Origin of the sequence: Paraburkholderia flagellata, from assembly GCF_021390645.1 — a bacterium.
Taxonomy (GTDB): domain Bacteria; phylum Pseudomonadota; class Gammaproteobacteria; order Burkholderiales; family Burkholderiaceae; genus Paraburkholderia; species Paraburkholderia flagellata.
Map to the genome: position 1 here is coordinate 1180602 of NZ_JAJEJT010000003.1, position 14654 is coordinate 1195255.

Annotated in this window: 11 protein-coding genes and 1 pseudogene; 6 read left to right on the forward strand and 6 right to left on the reverse strand. The window is 63.7% G+C overall.

The features are described 5' to 3' along the window. Positions 1-51: 51 nt before the first annotated feature. Complete coding sequence (locus L0U83_RS29025) at positions 52-1407, forward strand: tryptophan leader peptide (RefSeq protein ID WP_233887582.1); 1356 nt, start codon at positions 52-54, stop codon at positions 1405-1407. Between the two features lie 35 nt (positions 1408-1442). Here L0U83_RS29025 and L0U83_RS29030 read toward each other — a convergent pair whose 3' ends face one another. Further along, positions 1443-2204 (reverse strand): ABC transporter permease, encoded by a 762-nt coding sequence (locus L0U83_RS29030; RefSeq protein ID WP_028206926.1) that lies wholly within the window; start codon positions 2202-2204, stop codon positions 1443-1445. Then, complete coding sequence (locus L0U83_RS29035) at positions 2201-3217, reverse strand: ABC transporter ATP-binding protein (protein WP_233887583.1); 1017 nt, start codon at positions 3215-3217, stop codon at positions 2201-2203. The genes L0U83_RS29030 and L0U83_RS29035 overlap by 4 nt, the downstream gene beginning before the upstream one ends. A 405-nt stretch (positions 3218-3622) precedes the next feature. On the opposite strand from L0U83_RS29035, the gene L0U83_RS29040 reads away from it, so the two are divergent. Then, positions 3623-4426: a transporter substrate-binding domain-containing protein gene (locus L0U83_RS29040; protein WP_233887584.1), complete on the forward strand. Its 804-nt coding sequence runs from the start codon at positions 3623-3625 to the stop codon at positions 4424-4426. A gap of 83 nt (positions 4427-4509) precedes the next feature. Here the strand turns inward: L0U83_RS29040 and L0U83_RS29045 are convergent, their stop codons facing one another. From L0U83_RS29045 to L0U83_RS29055, 3 genes are read right to left on the reverse strand one after another with little or no spacing between them, the layout of a single operon-like run. Then, positions 4510-5853 carry a cytochrome c gene (locus tag L0U83_RS29045; protein ID WP_233887585.1) on the reverse strand — a complete coding sequence of 448 codons (1344 nt, stop codon included), beginning with the start codon at positions 5851-5853 and terminating at the stop codon, positions 4510-4512. 11 nt (positions 5854-5864) lie between these two features. Then, the gene (locus L0U83_RS29050; protein WP_233887586.1) at positions 5865-8129 is read right to left on the reverse strand and encodes a xanthine dehydrogenase family protein molybdopterin-binding subunit; all 2265 of its coding nucleotides are present in this window, start codon (positions 8127-8129) and stop codon (positions 5865-5867) included. 1 nt (position 8130) lies between these two features. After that, on the reverse strand, positions 8131-8586 hold the full coding sequence (locus L0U83_RS29055; RefSeq protein WP_042273124.1) for a (2Fe-2S)-binding protein: 456 nt from the start codon (positions 8584-8586) through the stop codon (positions 8131-8133). 735 nt (positions 8587-9321) lie between these two features. Here L0U83_RS29055 and L0U83_RS29060 point away from each other — a divergent pair. The 4 genes and pseudogenes from L0U83_RS29060 to L0U83_RS29075 form a co-directional block, all read left to right on the forward strand. Continuing rightward, positions 9322-9471, forward strand: a pseudogene (locus tag L0U83_RS29060) (H-NS family nucleoid-associated regulatory protein); the annotation flags it as partial. Between the two features lie 541 nt (positions 9472-10012). Further along, positions 10013-11308, forward strand: a complete 1296-nt coding sequence (locus L0U83_RS29065) for an MFS transporter (RefSeq protein ID WP_233887587.1) — start codon at positions 10013-10015, stop codon at positions 11306-11308. A gap of 32 nt (positions 11309-11340) precedes the next feature. Then, positions 11341-12174 (forward strand): amidohydrolase family protein, encoded by an 834-nt coding sequence (locus L0U83_RS29070; protein WP_233887588.1) that lies wholly within the window; start codon positions 11341-11343, stop codon positions 12172-12174. Between the two features lie 48 nt (positions 12175-12222). Beyond that, a complete protein-coding gene (locus L0U83_RS29075) occupies positions 12223-13626 on the forward strand; it encodes a M20 family metallopeptidase (protein WP_233887589.1) in 1404 nt (467 codons plus the stop codon). A gap of 29 nt (positions 13627-13655) precedes the next feature. Here L0U83_RS29075 and L0U83_RS29080 read toward each other — a convergent pair whose 3' ends face one another. After that, positions 13656-14603, reverse strand: a complete 948-nt coding sequence (locus L0U83_RS29080; RefSeq protein WP_233887590.1) for a LysR family transcriptional regulator — start codon at positions 14601-14603, stop codon at positions 13656-13658. Positions 14604-14654: the final 51 nt, after the last annotated feature.

Here is a 14654-nt window from a genome sequence, read left to right on the forward strand (position 1 = left end):
ATCCCTCGCAGCGAGTAGCACCGATGCTCTTGCTCTCTAGCGAGGTGCAGAATGGACTGGAGGTTCTGGAAGACCGAGAAGCGCCAGGAGGAAGCGCGCAACTGGCCCACCGATACGCATGAATCGATACGCCAACTCCTGAGCATGTACCAGGGCGTTGGCACACAGCCGTTCGCGAACTGGGCCGCGCCCGGCATCGCGTTCATACCCGAGGTCGAAACCACCGCTCAAAATGGGGTCAAGGGCTATCAGCTTGCCCTTTGGTTCTGGCTGTTCGCCGAGAAGCACGGCAGCATCGCGGCGAGAATGGCGCGCGAATCGTTTTGCCTCCTTGCCGACGCCGCGCAGCCGTCGTCGGGAGACGCGATCGATGCGCTCCTCGACGAGGAAAATCGCCTGGCGCGTGCTGTCGAGACTCTTTCCGCCGATCAACGCATGTTCACACTGGAAGGTGTAAGCGTCGAGTTGCCGATGGAATTCTTTCTCGCCACCGGCACGCTGAGGCTTCGGCCCGAGTCGCCTTATGCGGGGGATGCGGGCGTCTCCCTGCAAGGCAACGACTACAAGCTGGCGGACTGCTTTCGCCACGCCACTGAAGAAGCGCTGGCTGTTTTCCGGCCGATGATCGAAGCGGTCGAATTCGACGCGAAATCGCTGCCCAACTGGAAATGGAGCGCCCGGCCCGGCGCGGCGGAGCGGCATCTGCAGCGGCGCTTCAGCAATCCGCTTTTCCCTCTGCACCGGCAAATGGTGACGGCCCACGACGTTCATGAAGCGCGGCTCGCGGACAACCAGGCGCTGCAGGATATTCGCAGCGAAGTCAATGAAGTGCGCCGCGCGTTTTTCGAAAAGCCGGAACTGCCGTTGAACTGGCTCGCGTACCTCGAAAGCTATCGGGACGAAGTCGACAGACTCGATGAACGCCGCCTGGTAGCAGGTGGGCAAAACGCTGCGCTCGGCGAAGCGATAGCGGCGCTGCGTGCCGACATTCTTGCGCCGTGGCGCGCCGAGATTCAGAAGAGCCGCCACAGCCTCGCCTCGCTCGAGCAGGACGAAGCGCGCAGGGCCGAACGGCGCGCACTGCTGTACGGATGCGACTGGACCGCGCAACTGCTGAGTCACGGCTCGCTGATCCCGCCGGAGGAAGTCGTTCCTGCACTGCTCAGCGAATCACCGCCTGAGCTGGAGCGGGCGGTGACCGGTCTGCAGTCTGAGCCGCGTTTGCATGAGACGCTGGCGCACTGCCGGGCCGTCGGGCATCGGCTCGTGAATGAGCTTCGCGCCGCAGGTCACAGCTTTCCCGAGATGACCGACAAGCTTCGCATTCTGGACGGCTCGTTCGACAGCCCGCCAAGCCGCCGCGAGGACGGGCCGCTCGACAGCACACCGGGGCAGGTGCCGGCCTGAAGTTCGAGGCGCTCAAGCCGGCTGATTCGCTAACGTCAGGTTTTCAGCCGGTAGCCCGTCTTGAAGATCCACGCGGTGATCGCGAGGAACACCGCGAGAAAGGCCGCTGTCATGCCGAGACTCACGCCAACGTCGACGTCCGCGAGCCCATAGAAGCTCCAGCGAAAACCGCTGATCAGATAGACGATCGGGTTGAACAGCGTGATCACCTTCCATGCGGTCGGCAGCATGTCGACTGAGTAGAATGCGCCGCCGAGGAACGTGAGCGGCGTGATGATCAGGAGCGGCACGATTTGCAGCTTCTCGAAGTTGTCCGCCCAGATGCCGATGATGAAGCCGAGCAAGCTGAATGTGACCGCCGTCAGCAGCAGGAACAGCGCCATCCACACGGGATGCTGGATCTGGATCGGCACGAAGAGCGCCGCTGTCGCGAGGATGATGAGCCCGAGCACGACCGACTTGGTCGCCGCCGCGCCGACATAGCTGACCACGATTTCGAGGTAGGACACGGGCGCGGAGAGCAGTTCGTAAATCGTGCCCGTGAAGCGCGGAAAGTAGATGCCGAACGACGCGTTCGAAATGCTCTGCGACAAAAGTGACAGCATGATGAGGCCCGGCACGATGAACGCGCCATAGCTGACACCGTTCACTTCCTTGATGCGCGAACCGATCGCGGAGCCGAATACGATGAAGTAGAGCGAGGTCGAAATAACCGGCGCGACAATGCTCTGCATCAGCGTGCGCCGTGTGCGCGCCATTTCGAACCGATAGATGGCGCGAATTGCGTAGTGGTTCATCGCGAGGTTACCTGTCCCTTTACTTGTCCTTTTACCTGTCCTTTGCCGTCTTCCGCGACCGCAGGTGCGGCGAATTGCGCAGCGGCTGGCGGGTCTTTATGGACAAGACTCACGAAGATGTCTTCCAGCGAACTCTGGCTCGTTTGCAGGTCAGTGAAGCCAATGCCGGCATCGTTCAGGTTCCTGAGCAGCGTGATGATGTCGTTGCGTTCGTTTTCGCTGTCGTAGGTATAGATGAGTTCGCTGCCGCCGTCGGCCAGTTCCAGCCCCCAGGCGGCGAGCCCTTCCGGAATGGCGCTCAACGGGGCGTCGAGCTGCAACGTCAGTTGCTTGCGGCCCAGCTTGCGCATGAGCACGTCCTTGTGCTCGACGAGCATGATTTTGCCCCCGTTGATGACGCCGATCCGGTCGGCCATCTCCTCTGCTTCGTCGATATAGTGGGTCGTCAGGATGATCGTCACGCCGTTCGCCTTGAGCCCGCGCACGAGTTCCCACATGTCGCGGCGCAGTTCGACGTCCACACCCGCAGTCGGTTCGTCGAGAAACAGGACCTGCGGCTCGTGCGCGAGCGCCTTCGCGATCAGCACGCGGCGCTTCATGCCGCCCGAGAGCGTCATGATCTTGTTGTTCCGCTTCTCCCACAGCGACAGGTCGCGCAGCACGCGCTCGACATACGCGGGGTTGGCCGGCTTGCCGAACAGGCCGCGGCTAAACGAGACGGTGGCCCAGACCGTTTCGAACGCGTCGGTGGTCAGCTCCTGCGGCACGAGGCCGATCAGCGAGCGCGCGGCGCGGTAGTCGGCGAGGATATCGTGACCGGCCACGCGCACGCTGCCTTCGCTCGCATTGACGATGCCGCAGATGATGCTGATGAGCGTCGTCTTGCCCGCGCCATTCGGCCCCAACAGCGCGAAGATTTCGCCCCGCTGGATGTCGAGGTTGACGTTCGTGAGCGCCCGGAGTCCCGATGCATAGACTTTCGAGAGATTCTCGATGGAGAGGATCGTTTGCATGTGCGTGACATTACCAGAAGCGGGTAAAACACACCGGGCGGACCCACGCGGGGCATCTCCAGGGAAAACCCTCTCACGTCATTCCCGGTCGATGGGATGATCTCTGGGAGTGACGCGCCACGGCCAAGGTGGACGCGTGTCCGGCAACTGAGGGCGCCCGCGCCGACTGGCTCGTGCTTGACGCGCAGCATCCGAACCTCGCGAAGCGGACACCGCAAACCTGGCTCTCCTCAGTAGTGCTCTGCGAGCAGTCAGCATTGCGCGCCGCTCAGCACGGGAAAGTACTCAGTTGCGTGGGCTACGATCGCGCTGCCGATCGTAGTATTCTCTAGCGACGCGGCCTCGGGGGGCGCTGATGTGCCATCGCGAAGCAGTCCAGACATCCACATAAAGAGGGGAAGTTGAATGAAGTTGACGAAGCTCCTGTTCACTAGCGCGCTTGCCGTATCGGCATTGGGATTTACCGCCGTTTCTGCCCATGCAGAAGATCTGCTGGATTCCGTGAAACAGGCCGGGGTGCTCAAGATCGGTCTGGAAGGCACCTATCCCCCGTTCGATTCCCGTGACAGCAAGGGCGAACTCGTCGGCTTCGACGTGGACGTCGCGAAGGCCGTGGCGGCCAAGCTCGGGGTCAAGCCCGAGTTCATTCCCACCGAATGGAGCGGCATTATCGCGGCGCTGCAGGCCGGCAAGTTCGACGTGATCGTCAATCAGGTGACCATCACGCCGCAACGCCAGCAGGCGCTCGACTTCAGCCAGCCGTACACGTACTCGGCGGCCCAGCTGATCCAGCGCGCCGACGACAAGCGCGAATTCAAGACGCTCGACGCGTTCAAGGGCGACAAAAAGCTCGGCGTGACGCTCGGCACCAACTATGACCAGATGGCGCGCGCCGTGCCGGGCATCAACGTGCAAACGTATCCGGGTGCGCCGGAGAAGCTGCGCGACCTGGCCACGAAGCGCATCGACGCGACGATGGACGACCGCCTGATGCTGCCGTACATCATCAAGACGTCGAATCTGCCGCTGCGTCCGGGCGCCGTGTTGCCGGGCGCCGATCAGGAAATGGCCATTCCGTTCCGCAAGGGCAATCCGAAGTTCGAGAAGGCGATCAACGACGCGCTCACCTCGCTCAAGCAGGACGGCACGCTCAAGAAGATCTCCATGCAGTGGTTCGGCCAGGACGTGACGCAACCGCTCGCTCACTAACGCTACAGGCGCTTTGCTACAAGCGCCTTGCGACAATCGCGCCGACCGCATTCACGGCCGGCGCGATCGCTTCAACATCCTTCCTAGCGTGCAGCCTGCGTCCTCGTGCGCATCTTCGCTACCTCTGCCGCACCCACCTCACCCGCCTTGTTGTTCCACCCCGCGCGAACGAACGTGAGCACGTCGGCGATCTGCTTGTCGCTTAGGACATCTGCATAAGCGGGCATGGGGTACGGCGCGGGCATGCCCTGGATCACGAGATCGCGGGTGCCGTTGAGCGTGACGTTGATGAGCGACGACGCGTCCTTCTCCAGCACGTTCGGATTGCCCGCGAGCGGCGCGAACATCGGCGCGAAGCCGCGCCCGTCGGCGCCGTGGCAATGCATGCAATACGCCGTGTAGACGCGCGCGCCCGCATCGTTCGCCGGGCGCGAGAGCGACACTTTCGTCGCTTGCGCGTCATACGCATAGGCCGGTCCGCCATCGCCGCCTTTCGCCGGCAGCGACTTCAGGTAGGCCGCGATCGCGTTGACGTCCGCGTCGTTCATGGCCTGGGTGCTCTTGTTGATCACATCGGTCATCGCGCCGAATGCCGAGGCGTGCTGGTTCGCGCCCGTCTTCAGGAACTGCGCGAGGTCCGCTTCGCTCCAGCGCCCGAGGCCCGTGTTGTGTTCTCCAGTCAGGTTCGAGGCGAACCAGCCGTCGAGCGCGGCGCCCGTGAGCCAGGCGTCGCCGCTTTCGTCGAGCGCCTTCTCGTTGAAACCGACGCCGCGCGGCGTGTGGCACGAGCCGCAGTGGCCCAGCCCCTGCACGAGGTACGCGCCGCGATTCCATGCTGCGTCCTTGCCCGCTTTGTCCTGGTAAGCGCCCTTCTCGAGAAAGACGGCGTTCCAGAGCTTGAGCGGCCAGCGCATGTTCATCGGCCACTTGATGTCGGCGTCGCGGTTGGTCTGCCTGACGGGTTGCACGCCCTGCATGAAGTACGCGTAGAGCGCGGCGACATCTTCGTTGCGCACCTTCGCGTACGAGGGATAAGGCATCGCCGGATAGAGGTTGTGGCCGTCTTTCGCGACGCCCTCGCGCATGGCGCGCGCGAAGTCCGCCTGAGTGTAGCTGCCTATGCCGGTGTCCGGGTCGGGCGTGATGTTGGTCGTGTAGATGCGGCCCATCGGCGTGTTCATCGGCAGGCCGCCTGCAAACGGCTTGCCGTGCGGCGCCGTGTGGCACGCGGCGCAGTCGCCCACGGCGGCGAGATACGCGCCGCGCTGGATCGTGGCGGCGTCCGCCGCGTCCGCCGCGAGGGCGGGGCGCGCGCTCACGCATGCGAGCGTCGCGGCGGCCGCGAGGGCAAGCGCGAGCTTTCCACCGCCGCCGGCAGCGCGGCGCAGGCTGCGAGCGCGTTGGGATGCTTCGATCGTTTTCGTCATGGTTCGCTCCCTCACGCCGATTGCGCGGACGCGCCCGCGTTCACGAGCTGGCGGCCCACGGGCAAATGTCGCAGACGCTTGCCGGTCGCCGCATAGATCGCATTCGCCACGGCCGGAATGACCGCCGAGGTGCCGGGTTCACCGATCCCGCCGGGCGCTTCGGTGCTCTTCACGAAATGCACTTCGATAACCGGCATCTGGTCGATGCGCAGCATGCGATAGTCGGTGAAGTTGGTTTGCGTGACGCGGCCGCGCTCGATCGTGATCTCGCCGTACAGCGCAGCCGTGATGCCGAACACGATGCCGCCCTGGATCTGCGCCTCGATGGTCTCGGGATTCACAGCCATGCCGCAATCCACGGCGCACACCACGCGGTCCACGCGCACCTCGCCGTCGTTCACGGTGACGTCCGCGACCATGCTGAGGAAGCTGCCGAACGCGTGCATCACCGAAACGCCGCGCCCCTGGCCCTTCGGCATGGGCGGCCCCCAGTTCGCTTCGCGTGTGGCCACGTCGAGCACGCCCAGCGCGCGCGGCGACTTGCCGAGCAGATTACGGCGGTAGGTGACCGGATCGGTTTTCGCCGCCACGGCCAGCTCGTCGACGAAGCTCTCCACCACGAACGTGCCGCGCGTCGGTCCGACGCCGCGCCAGAACGCGGTTGGCACCGCATGCGGCTCCTGGCGCACGTATTCGATCAACTGGTTCGGCAGGTCATAGGGCAGGTCGGCGGCGACTTCCACGGCGTCGGGGTCCACGCCGTGCTGGAAGGCGGGTGGCGCAAAGCGCGCCATGATCGAAGAACCCGAAATGCGGTGCTGCCAGGCCACGGGTTTGCCGTTCGCGTCGAGCCCGGCCGAGATGCGATCGTAGTAGTACGGCCGGTACATGTCGTGCTGAATATCCTCCTCGCGCGTGTAGAACACCTTCACCGGCACATTGAGCTGCTTGCCGATCTTGAGCGCCTGGGTGATCGCATCGACTTCGAGCCGCCGCCCAAAGCCGCCGCCGAGCAGGTGATTGTGCAGCGTGATCTGCTCGGGCTTAAGGCCGGTGACGGCCACGGCCGCATCCACGGCGCGCGTGGGCACCTGGGTGCCCACCCAGATCTCGCAGCCGTCGGGCTGCACGTGGACCGTGCAGTTGATCGGCTCCATCGTTGCGTGCGCAAGGAACGGCTGCTGATAAACGGCATCGATGCGCGTTTTCGCGTTGCCGAACCCCTGCTGCACGTCGCCATCCTTGCGCGCGACGGCGCCCTCGCGCTGCGAGGCGCTCGCGAGATCGGCGACGATCTGCTGCATCGACACGTTCGCGCCCGCGCCTTCGTTCCATTCGATGACGAGCGCCGCCGCGCCTCGCTTCGCGGCCCACGTGTGCGCGCCAACCACGGCCACGGCGTTGTCGATCTTCACGATCTGCGTGACGCCGGGTACCTGCTTCGCGCGCGTGTCGTCGACCTTCGCGAGCGTGCCGCCGAACACGGGGCAGTTCACGATGGCGGCGTAGACCATGCCGGGCAGGCGCACGTCGAGGCCGAAGAGCGCCGAGCCGTCCACCTTCTCCGGCGAGTCGAGGCGCTTCGTGGGCTTGCCGACCAGCGTGAAATCTTTCGGGTCCTTGAGCGCCACCTTCTGCGGTACGGGCAGCTGCGCGGCCGCATCGACGAGCTGGCCATAGGCGATGCGCCGGCCGCTCGCGTCGTGCAGCACCTCGCCGGCCTTTGCGTGGCAACTGGCCGGATCGACTTGCCACTGCTGCGCCGCTGCCTGAATCAGCACTGTGCGCGCGGCAGCGCCTGCTTCACGCATGGGCTGCCAGGCAAAGCGAATCGACGTCGAGCCGCCCGTGAGCTGGCCGCCCAGGAGCGGGTCGGTGAAGAGCTTCGCATTGGGCGGCGCGTGATCGACCGTCACGCTGTCGAGCGGCACTTCGAGTTCTTCCGCGATCAGCATGGGAATCGAGGTGTAGACGCCTTGCCCCATCTCCACCTTCGGGACGATGAGCGTGACCTTGCCCGAGCGGTCGATCTGCACGAACGCGTTCGGTTCGAACACGCCGTCTTGCGGGGCTTCGTTGCCATCGCCGCCGACGATAGATTTGCGCGTCTGGCTGTCGCCCTGTGCGCCGGCGGAAAAGCTGATGCCGAGCAGCAGCCCGCCGCCCGCTGCCGCGCCGAGCTTGAGGAAAGTGCGGCGCGAGAGCTGGGCGCTTGCGGCGTGTTGCGGCTTGCGTTGCGGCGCGCCGTTCTGCGCATCGAGGAGGCCCTGTGACATGTCAGGCCTCCTTCGCGGCTTGCTTGATGGCGGCGCGAATGCGCGCATAGGTGCCACAGCGGCAGATATTGCCCGCCATCGCGGCGTCGATATCCGCGTCGCTCGGGTTCGGATTCGCGGCGATGAGCGCCGCCGCCGACATCACCTGCCCCGATTGACAGTAGCCGCACTGCACGACGTCGATCTCGCGCCAGGCTTTCTGCACCTTTTGCCCCGCAGGCGTGGCGCCGATGGCCTCGATGGTCGTGATCTTGCGGCCCGCAACGGCCGCGACGGGCAGCACGCACGAGCGCGCCGCTTCGCCGTCGAGATGCACCGTGCATGCGCCGCACTGTGCAATGCCGCAGCCGAACTTCGTGCCGGTGAGGCCGACAATGTCGCGCAGGACCCAGAGCAGCGGCATGTCGGGCGGCGCGTCGACCGTATGGGTTTCTCCGTTGATTGTGAGCGTCGTCATGGAGCGGCTCTCCGAGAGTGGGGATTTGTCGTTCTCGATCGTGCAATCGAAACGTCCGCGCGCCGGCTGTTCCGCTTTGCCCGCCTAATGGGCGGGCCAAAGCGCAGGCCCGTGGGCACGGCCTTTCGACAACCGCCCGAGTGTAGCGCCGCCTTTAAATGCGTGCAGAAAACGAGCCACACCTGGTGGCTCGCAAACGAAACCTGTTCTGCATGCCTCGTCTAAGCTTCTGAAACTAAATGAATTGCAATTTTTACAGATGCACCCTAGTTGCAATGATTCTTGGCCCAAGGCGTGCTCGCTACATTTCTTGAGTAGCAATTGAAATTTATCCTCGCCCTGCAATCAAAGTTGTCTCACGTTTGTTGGCAAAGAAGGACCAACCTTCGGAAAGACACCTATCGCGCGTCTGTATTGAGAAACGAAAGATTGTGCCCATGGGGCGCAGGTATTCTGACTGGGGGCGTGGTCTTCAGCCTCATTTGACGGGCAACGGCAATGAGCGCGGCACGCACTGCCCGGCACAAAAAGCACGTGGGAGTCGGCGGCGCGAAGTGATCGAATCGGGCAGCGGCGCTAATGCAGTCGAGAGGCTGATATGGCCGCTTACTGATGCGGATTCAACCGGTCGATGCAACACAATCAAAGCTGCGTCAGCAGCGGGAGTGTTGCAGATGAAGTACAGAATCCGGATCTATTACAGCGAGAGCGAGAAGGCGTTGATGTGGGAGCGCTCGCCGGGAGCGTCCCCGGAAGGCCGCCGCGGGGGCTTCGCCCGCGAAATACCACGATCCGAAGACCGGCGCCACCGGGTCGGGCCGGGGACGGGCGCCCGCTTGGATCAAGGGCGCAAAGAACCGCGACGGGTTTCTCATCCCGTCCTGACGCGCCGCGTCGGGACGGCGCGGGCTTGGTGCTGGGGCTGTGTCTGTCCATCGCGCGACAGCTTGTGGCGGCGCACGGCGACGCGCTGCGGGTGACTTCGGATAACAATGGCACGACTTTCCTTGCCAGTCCGCCTTGTGATACGACAGGACTCCTTGAGTCAGAGGGGCGCGCGGCCGAGCGGCGCTACTGAAGCGCGGCGAAGGGTGGCCGACGGACCTTGAACTATCATTCGGCTTCCCGATTGGCGGCACGAACAATTATGCAATCCTAACAATTTAGAGGCGACGAAAAACGGTGGCTATGCGCAAACTGTTGCACAAAACCGCTCCACCGCGAAGCGAGTCATCCGCACGATTGGTGTCCTGGGCTAACCGCGCCGATCCGCTCCGAACCTGCGTTGCCATTTCAGCACCGCTTCCCGCCAAACTTGGCAATTGTCACCTGAAAATTGGTTTCCTAAAATCCGCCCAACTCCTGCACCATGCCGTTTTCAGGGACATGTCGTGTGGGCTGGGAGTCAAACAACGACAGGATTCTCATGCAATCAGCCACGATGGGTCGCGAGATCGCGAGCAGCAAGCACGAAGCATCCCGAAGCGCCGTGGTCGCGGCCGTGATCGGCAATGCGCTCGAGTTTTACGACTTTACGGTCTATGCGTTCTTTGCCGCGATTATCGGCAAGGCGTTTTTTCCCTCCGATAGCGCGTTGGGCGCGCTATTGCTTTCGGTCGCGGCATTTGGGGTGGGGTTTCTGGCCCGGCCGCTCGGGGGCATTGTCATTGGGCGCTATGCGGACCGTGCGGGCCGCAAACCGGCCATGCTCCTGACGCTCGCGCTAATGGCGCTCGGCATGGCGATTATCGCGCTGGCCCCGCCGTACGCATCGATCGGTGCGGCGGCGCCGGCCTTGATCGTGCTCGCACGGCTCATCCAGGGCTTTGCCTGGGGTGGCGAGGCCGGCCCCACTACCTCCTTCCTCGTCGAAACGGCTCCCGGAGGAAAACGGGCGCGTTACGCGAGCTGGCAGGTGGTCAGTCAAGGGCTCGCCGTGCTGGTTGCGGGCACGATCGGGGTGCTGGCTTCCGCAACGTTGTCCGCCGAACGCATGCAGGCCTGGGGCTGGAGAATTCCCTTCGCGCTTGGGCTCGCGGTGATTCCGGTCGGGCTCATCTTGCGCCGGAATATGCACGAAACAGCAGCGCCAGCCGACACCGCGCCGACTTTCGCGGCGGCAACGGCATCGATGCAAGGACGCTATCTGCGGTGCGTGACGCTTGCGACGTTAATCATCATTCCGAGCACCGTAACGGTCTATGTGAACAACTACATGACCAGCTATGCGTTGACGCTCCTGCACTATCCCATGACGATGTCGATTGCCGTCACGATGATGGTTGGCGCGTGCATGGTGGTCGCCGCGTTAACTGGCGGCATGCTGGCGGACAGGTTCGGCCGCAAGGTGGTCATGATCGTGCCGTGCACCTTGCTGCTGCTGATTGCTTATCCAGCCTTCGTTATCCTGAACAGTTGGCATTCGCTGGTCACGCTGTTTGCCGTGCCCGCCGTGCTCGCGTTGCTGACCGGCTCGCACGCTGCGGCTGTCATCACCATTATTCCCGAAACGTTTCCGAAGACGCTGCGAAGCACCGGTCTTTCGATTAGCTACGCGATCGCCGCAACGGTATTTGGCGGCAGTACGCAATTCGTCGTGACCTGGTTGCTGCGTGTGACGGGCAATCCGCTTTCACCGGCGTTCTACATCATCGGCGCCTGCGCGCTGGGGTTGCTCGGCATGACGCTGTTGAGCGAAACGCGCGACACGGCGCTCGACTAAACGAATCCGGCCCGAGGTATTGAGGAGTATTGATGCTGATCGACGCGCACCACCATCTCTGGCGTATCGCCCGGAATGATTACGGCTGGCTGACCCCCGACACCGGCTTTCTTTATCGCGACTACGAACCGGCCGATTTCAAGCCGCTGCTCGACGCGCATGGAATCGAGCGTGCGGTCGCGATCCAGGCCGCGCCGACTCTCGCAGAGACAGACTTTCTGTTGTCGCTTGCCCACGCGCACCCGTATCTCGGCGCCGTAGTCGGGTGGGTGGATTTCGCTGCGCGCGACACACCGGCGCAGCTCGACAGCTTGTCGAAGCATCCACGCTTTCGCGGCGTACGGCCGATGATCCAGGATATCCCGGACGACGACTGGATGTTGGGGCCGCAGTTGAATGAAACGTTCGTAGCGCTCGCGCAGCGTGACCTGAGTTTCGATGCGCTGATCCAGCCGCGCCATCTGCGAGCGTTGATCGAATTGGTGGAGCGACACCCGTCATTGCAGATCGCGATCAATCATTGCGGGAAACCGGAGGTCCGAGACTGGCAGGTGGCTGGCGCCAACTTCCGGGCGTGGCAGGCCGGCATGACTGAACTGGCGCGTCATCCGAATGTCTTTTGCAAACTCTCCGCGTTACCTACGCGTTCGGCCCCCAACTGGACGGCCGCGACCTTCGCGCCCTATGTCGATGTGTTGATGCAGGCGTTCGGCGAAACCAGGCTGATGTGGGCGAGCGACTGGCCCGTTCTCGAACGCAACGGTCGCTACGGCGACTGGTTTCGGGTTGCCCGCCAACTCGTGCCCGAATCGGCGCACGCGCGCATATTCGGTGGCACGGCGCAAGCGTTCTATCGCATCGTATAGCAACGCCCCACCAGCGCGCCGCGTTGCAGGATTGACTGGAGAAATTGAATGACCCGTGACACCGCAATCGAGTTTGTCGAACGCTATTTCGACGAGGGGCGTTTCCTCGATGATCTCGCGCGCCGCGTCGCCCGGCGCACGCAAAGCCAGCAGGCCGAAAGTGCAGCGGTTCTGCGGGCCTATCTGAGTGACGAAATGGAGGCCGCGTTAGGCAAGCTCGGCTTTATCAGTGCGCTTTACGACAACCCGGTTGCAAACGGGGCCCCGTTTCTCATCGCAAGGCGCATGGAGAATCCGGCATGGCCCGCGGTGCTGATATACGGGCACGGAGACGTGGTGCGCGGCCAGGACGAGCAGTGGACGCATGGGGCGGGCCCGTGGCAGGTTGCCATCGAGGAGGATTGTTGGTACGGGCGTGGAAGCGCGGACAACAAGGGCCAACACACGGTCAATCTCGGCGCGCTTGGAGCGGTGATCGAAGCGCGTGTCGAAGCGGGCCAGCCGCTCGGCTTTAACGTGACCGTTCTCATGGAAATGGGGGAGGAGGTCGGCTCTCCCGGACTCAACGATCTATGCGCGGCATTGAAGGAGGAGTTGCGCGCCGACGTGTTGATTGCGTCCGACGGTCCGCGTATCAGCGCGGCGCGGCCAACGGTATTTCTCGGCTCGCGCGGCGCGGCGAATTTCGAGTTGTCCGTGACGGCGCGCGCCAAGGCTTATCACTCCGGTAACTGGGGCGGTTTGCTGAGCAATCCGGCGGTTCGTCTGGCGCACGCGCTGGCGAGCCTCATCGACGAAAAAGGGCGGGTGCGAGTGGAGGGGTTGCGCGCCGCGCCGATCGACGCGCCAGTGGCCGTGGCCATTGCCGATCTCGAAGTGGGCACGGACCCGGGCGACCCGGACATCGATACCGAATGGGGAGAGCCCGGGCTGACGCCTGCCGAGCGTGTGTTCGGCAGCAATACGCTTGAGGTGCTGGCGATGGTGGCAGGCAATCCGGCGCAGCCAGTCGGCGCGATTCCGGCTGTTTCGCGCGCGTTCTGCCAGTTACGCTTCGTGGTGGGAACGGATATCGCGCGGCTCGAAGCCTGCCTTCGCACGCATCTCGATCAGCACGGCTTTCCCGATGTCGATGTTCGCGTGACGCTGGTCGCGCCCGCGACCCGCCTCGCACCCGATCATCCGTGGGTGAACTGGGCCGTGCGCTCCATCACGCAAACCACGGGAAAGAAAGTCGCGATCCTGCCCAACCTGGGCGGCACCATTCCGAACGACGCTTTCGCCGATGTGCTCGGTTTGCCGACCATCTGGATTCCCCATTCCTATCCGGGCTGTGCGCAACATGCGCCGAACGAACATATGCTCGGGTCAGTCGCGCGCGAAGCGCTGCGATTGATGGCAGGATTGTTTTGGGATCTCGGCGAAGTGAGCGCTGCGAAGCTGCCGGCGTGAGTCGCGTGTTATTGCCCGGAAAGCGCTCGTTAATCGCGGGCCCGACGCGACGTTCGCGTCTCGCGCGCTATGCCCGGCATGCGCTTGAGTTCGGCCACCAGAAAGTCGGCGAACTCCCGCACCGCGACGGGTAGGGTGCGCCCCGTCATCGTCTGGACTTCGACGCGGCGCGGCTGCACTTTGCCCGCCAGCGGTACGGCGACGAGCGCATCGCTTTGCGGCTTGCCTCGAACCGTTAGCGCGCCGGAAAAGGTGATGGTGCCCGACAACTGCGCGTAGCGGTAAAGCGCCTGGCTATTGTTGGTCACGAATATGGGCGTGAGCGCGATACCTTCCGCACCGGCCGCGACATCGATCAGCGTGCGGATCGTGGTTCCGGGCTCTGACAAGATGAGTGCGTGCTCGGCGATTTCCGCGAGTGAGAGTTGCCGCCGTTTTGCCAGCGGATGATCGCTGCGCATCAGCGCGAACACGGGGGCGCGGCAAGCATGGATGATGTTGACGCCGGTTTGTACCGTCAGACTGTAGGTGAGCGCTAGATCCGCGTCGCCAGTGCGCACGAGTCGGGTGGCGTCGGCGGGGCGAGTCACCGATAACTCGAAATGCACGCGCGGGTTGATCTGCCTGAAGCGGTGAATCAGCGAAGGCAGGAACTCGGTGGCGAAGCCCTCGGAGCACGCGAGTCTCACGACACTGGCCAGCGAATGCTGCGCACCGTCGATCTCGCGTACGATCTGTTCGGCTTCCAGCAGGCTTTTGCGTGCGTAACCCAGGAGCGCCTCGCCGGCACTACTCAATGTCATGCCGCGCGGCTGGCGATCGAACAACTGAGCGCGCACCTCGTATTCGAGCTTGGCAATCTGACGACTGATTGCCGAAGAGGCAACATGCAACCTTGCGGAGGCTTCGGCGATCGACCCGGTATTGGCCACTTCGACGAAGTAGCGCAACGCGGTTGAATGAAGGATGTGCATCATGGATAGAGCGGTCCGCCGGGAAGGTTCTGTCGCGACCAACGCACCATTGCG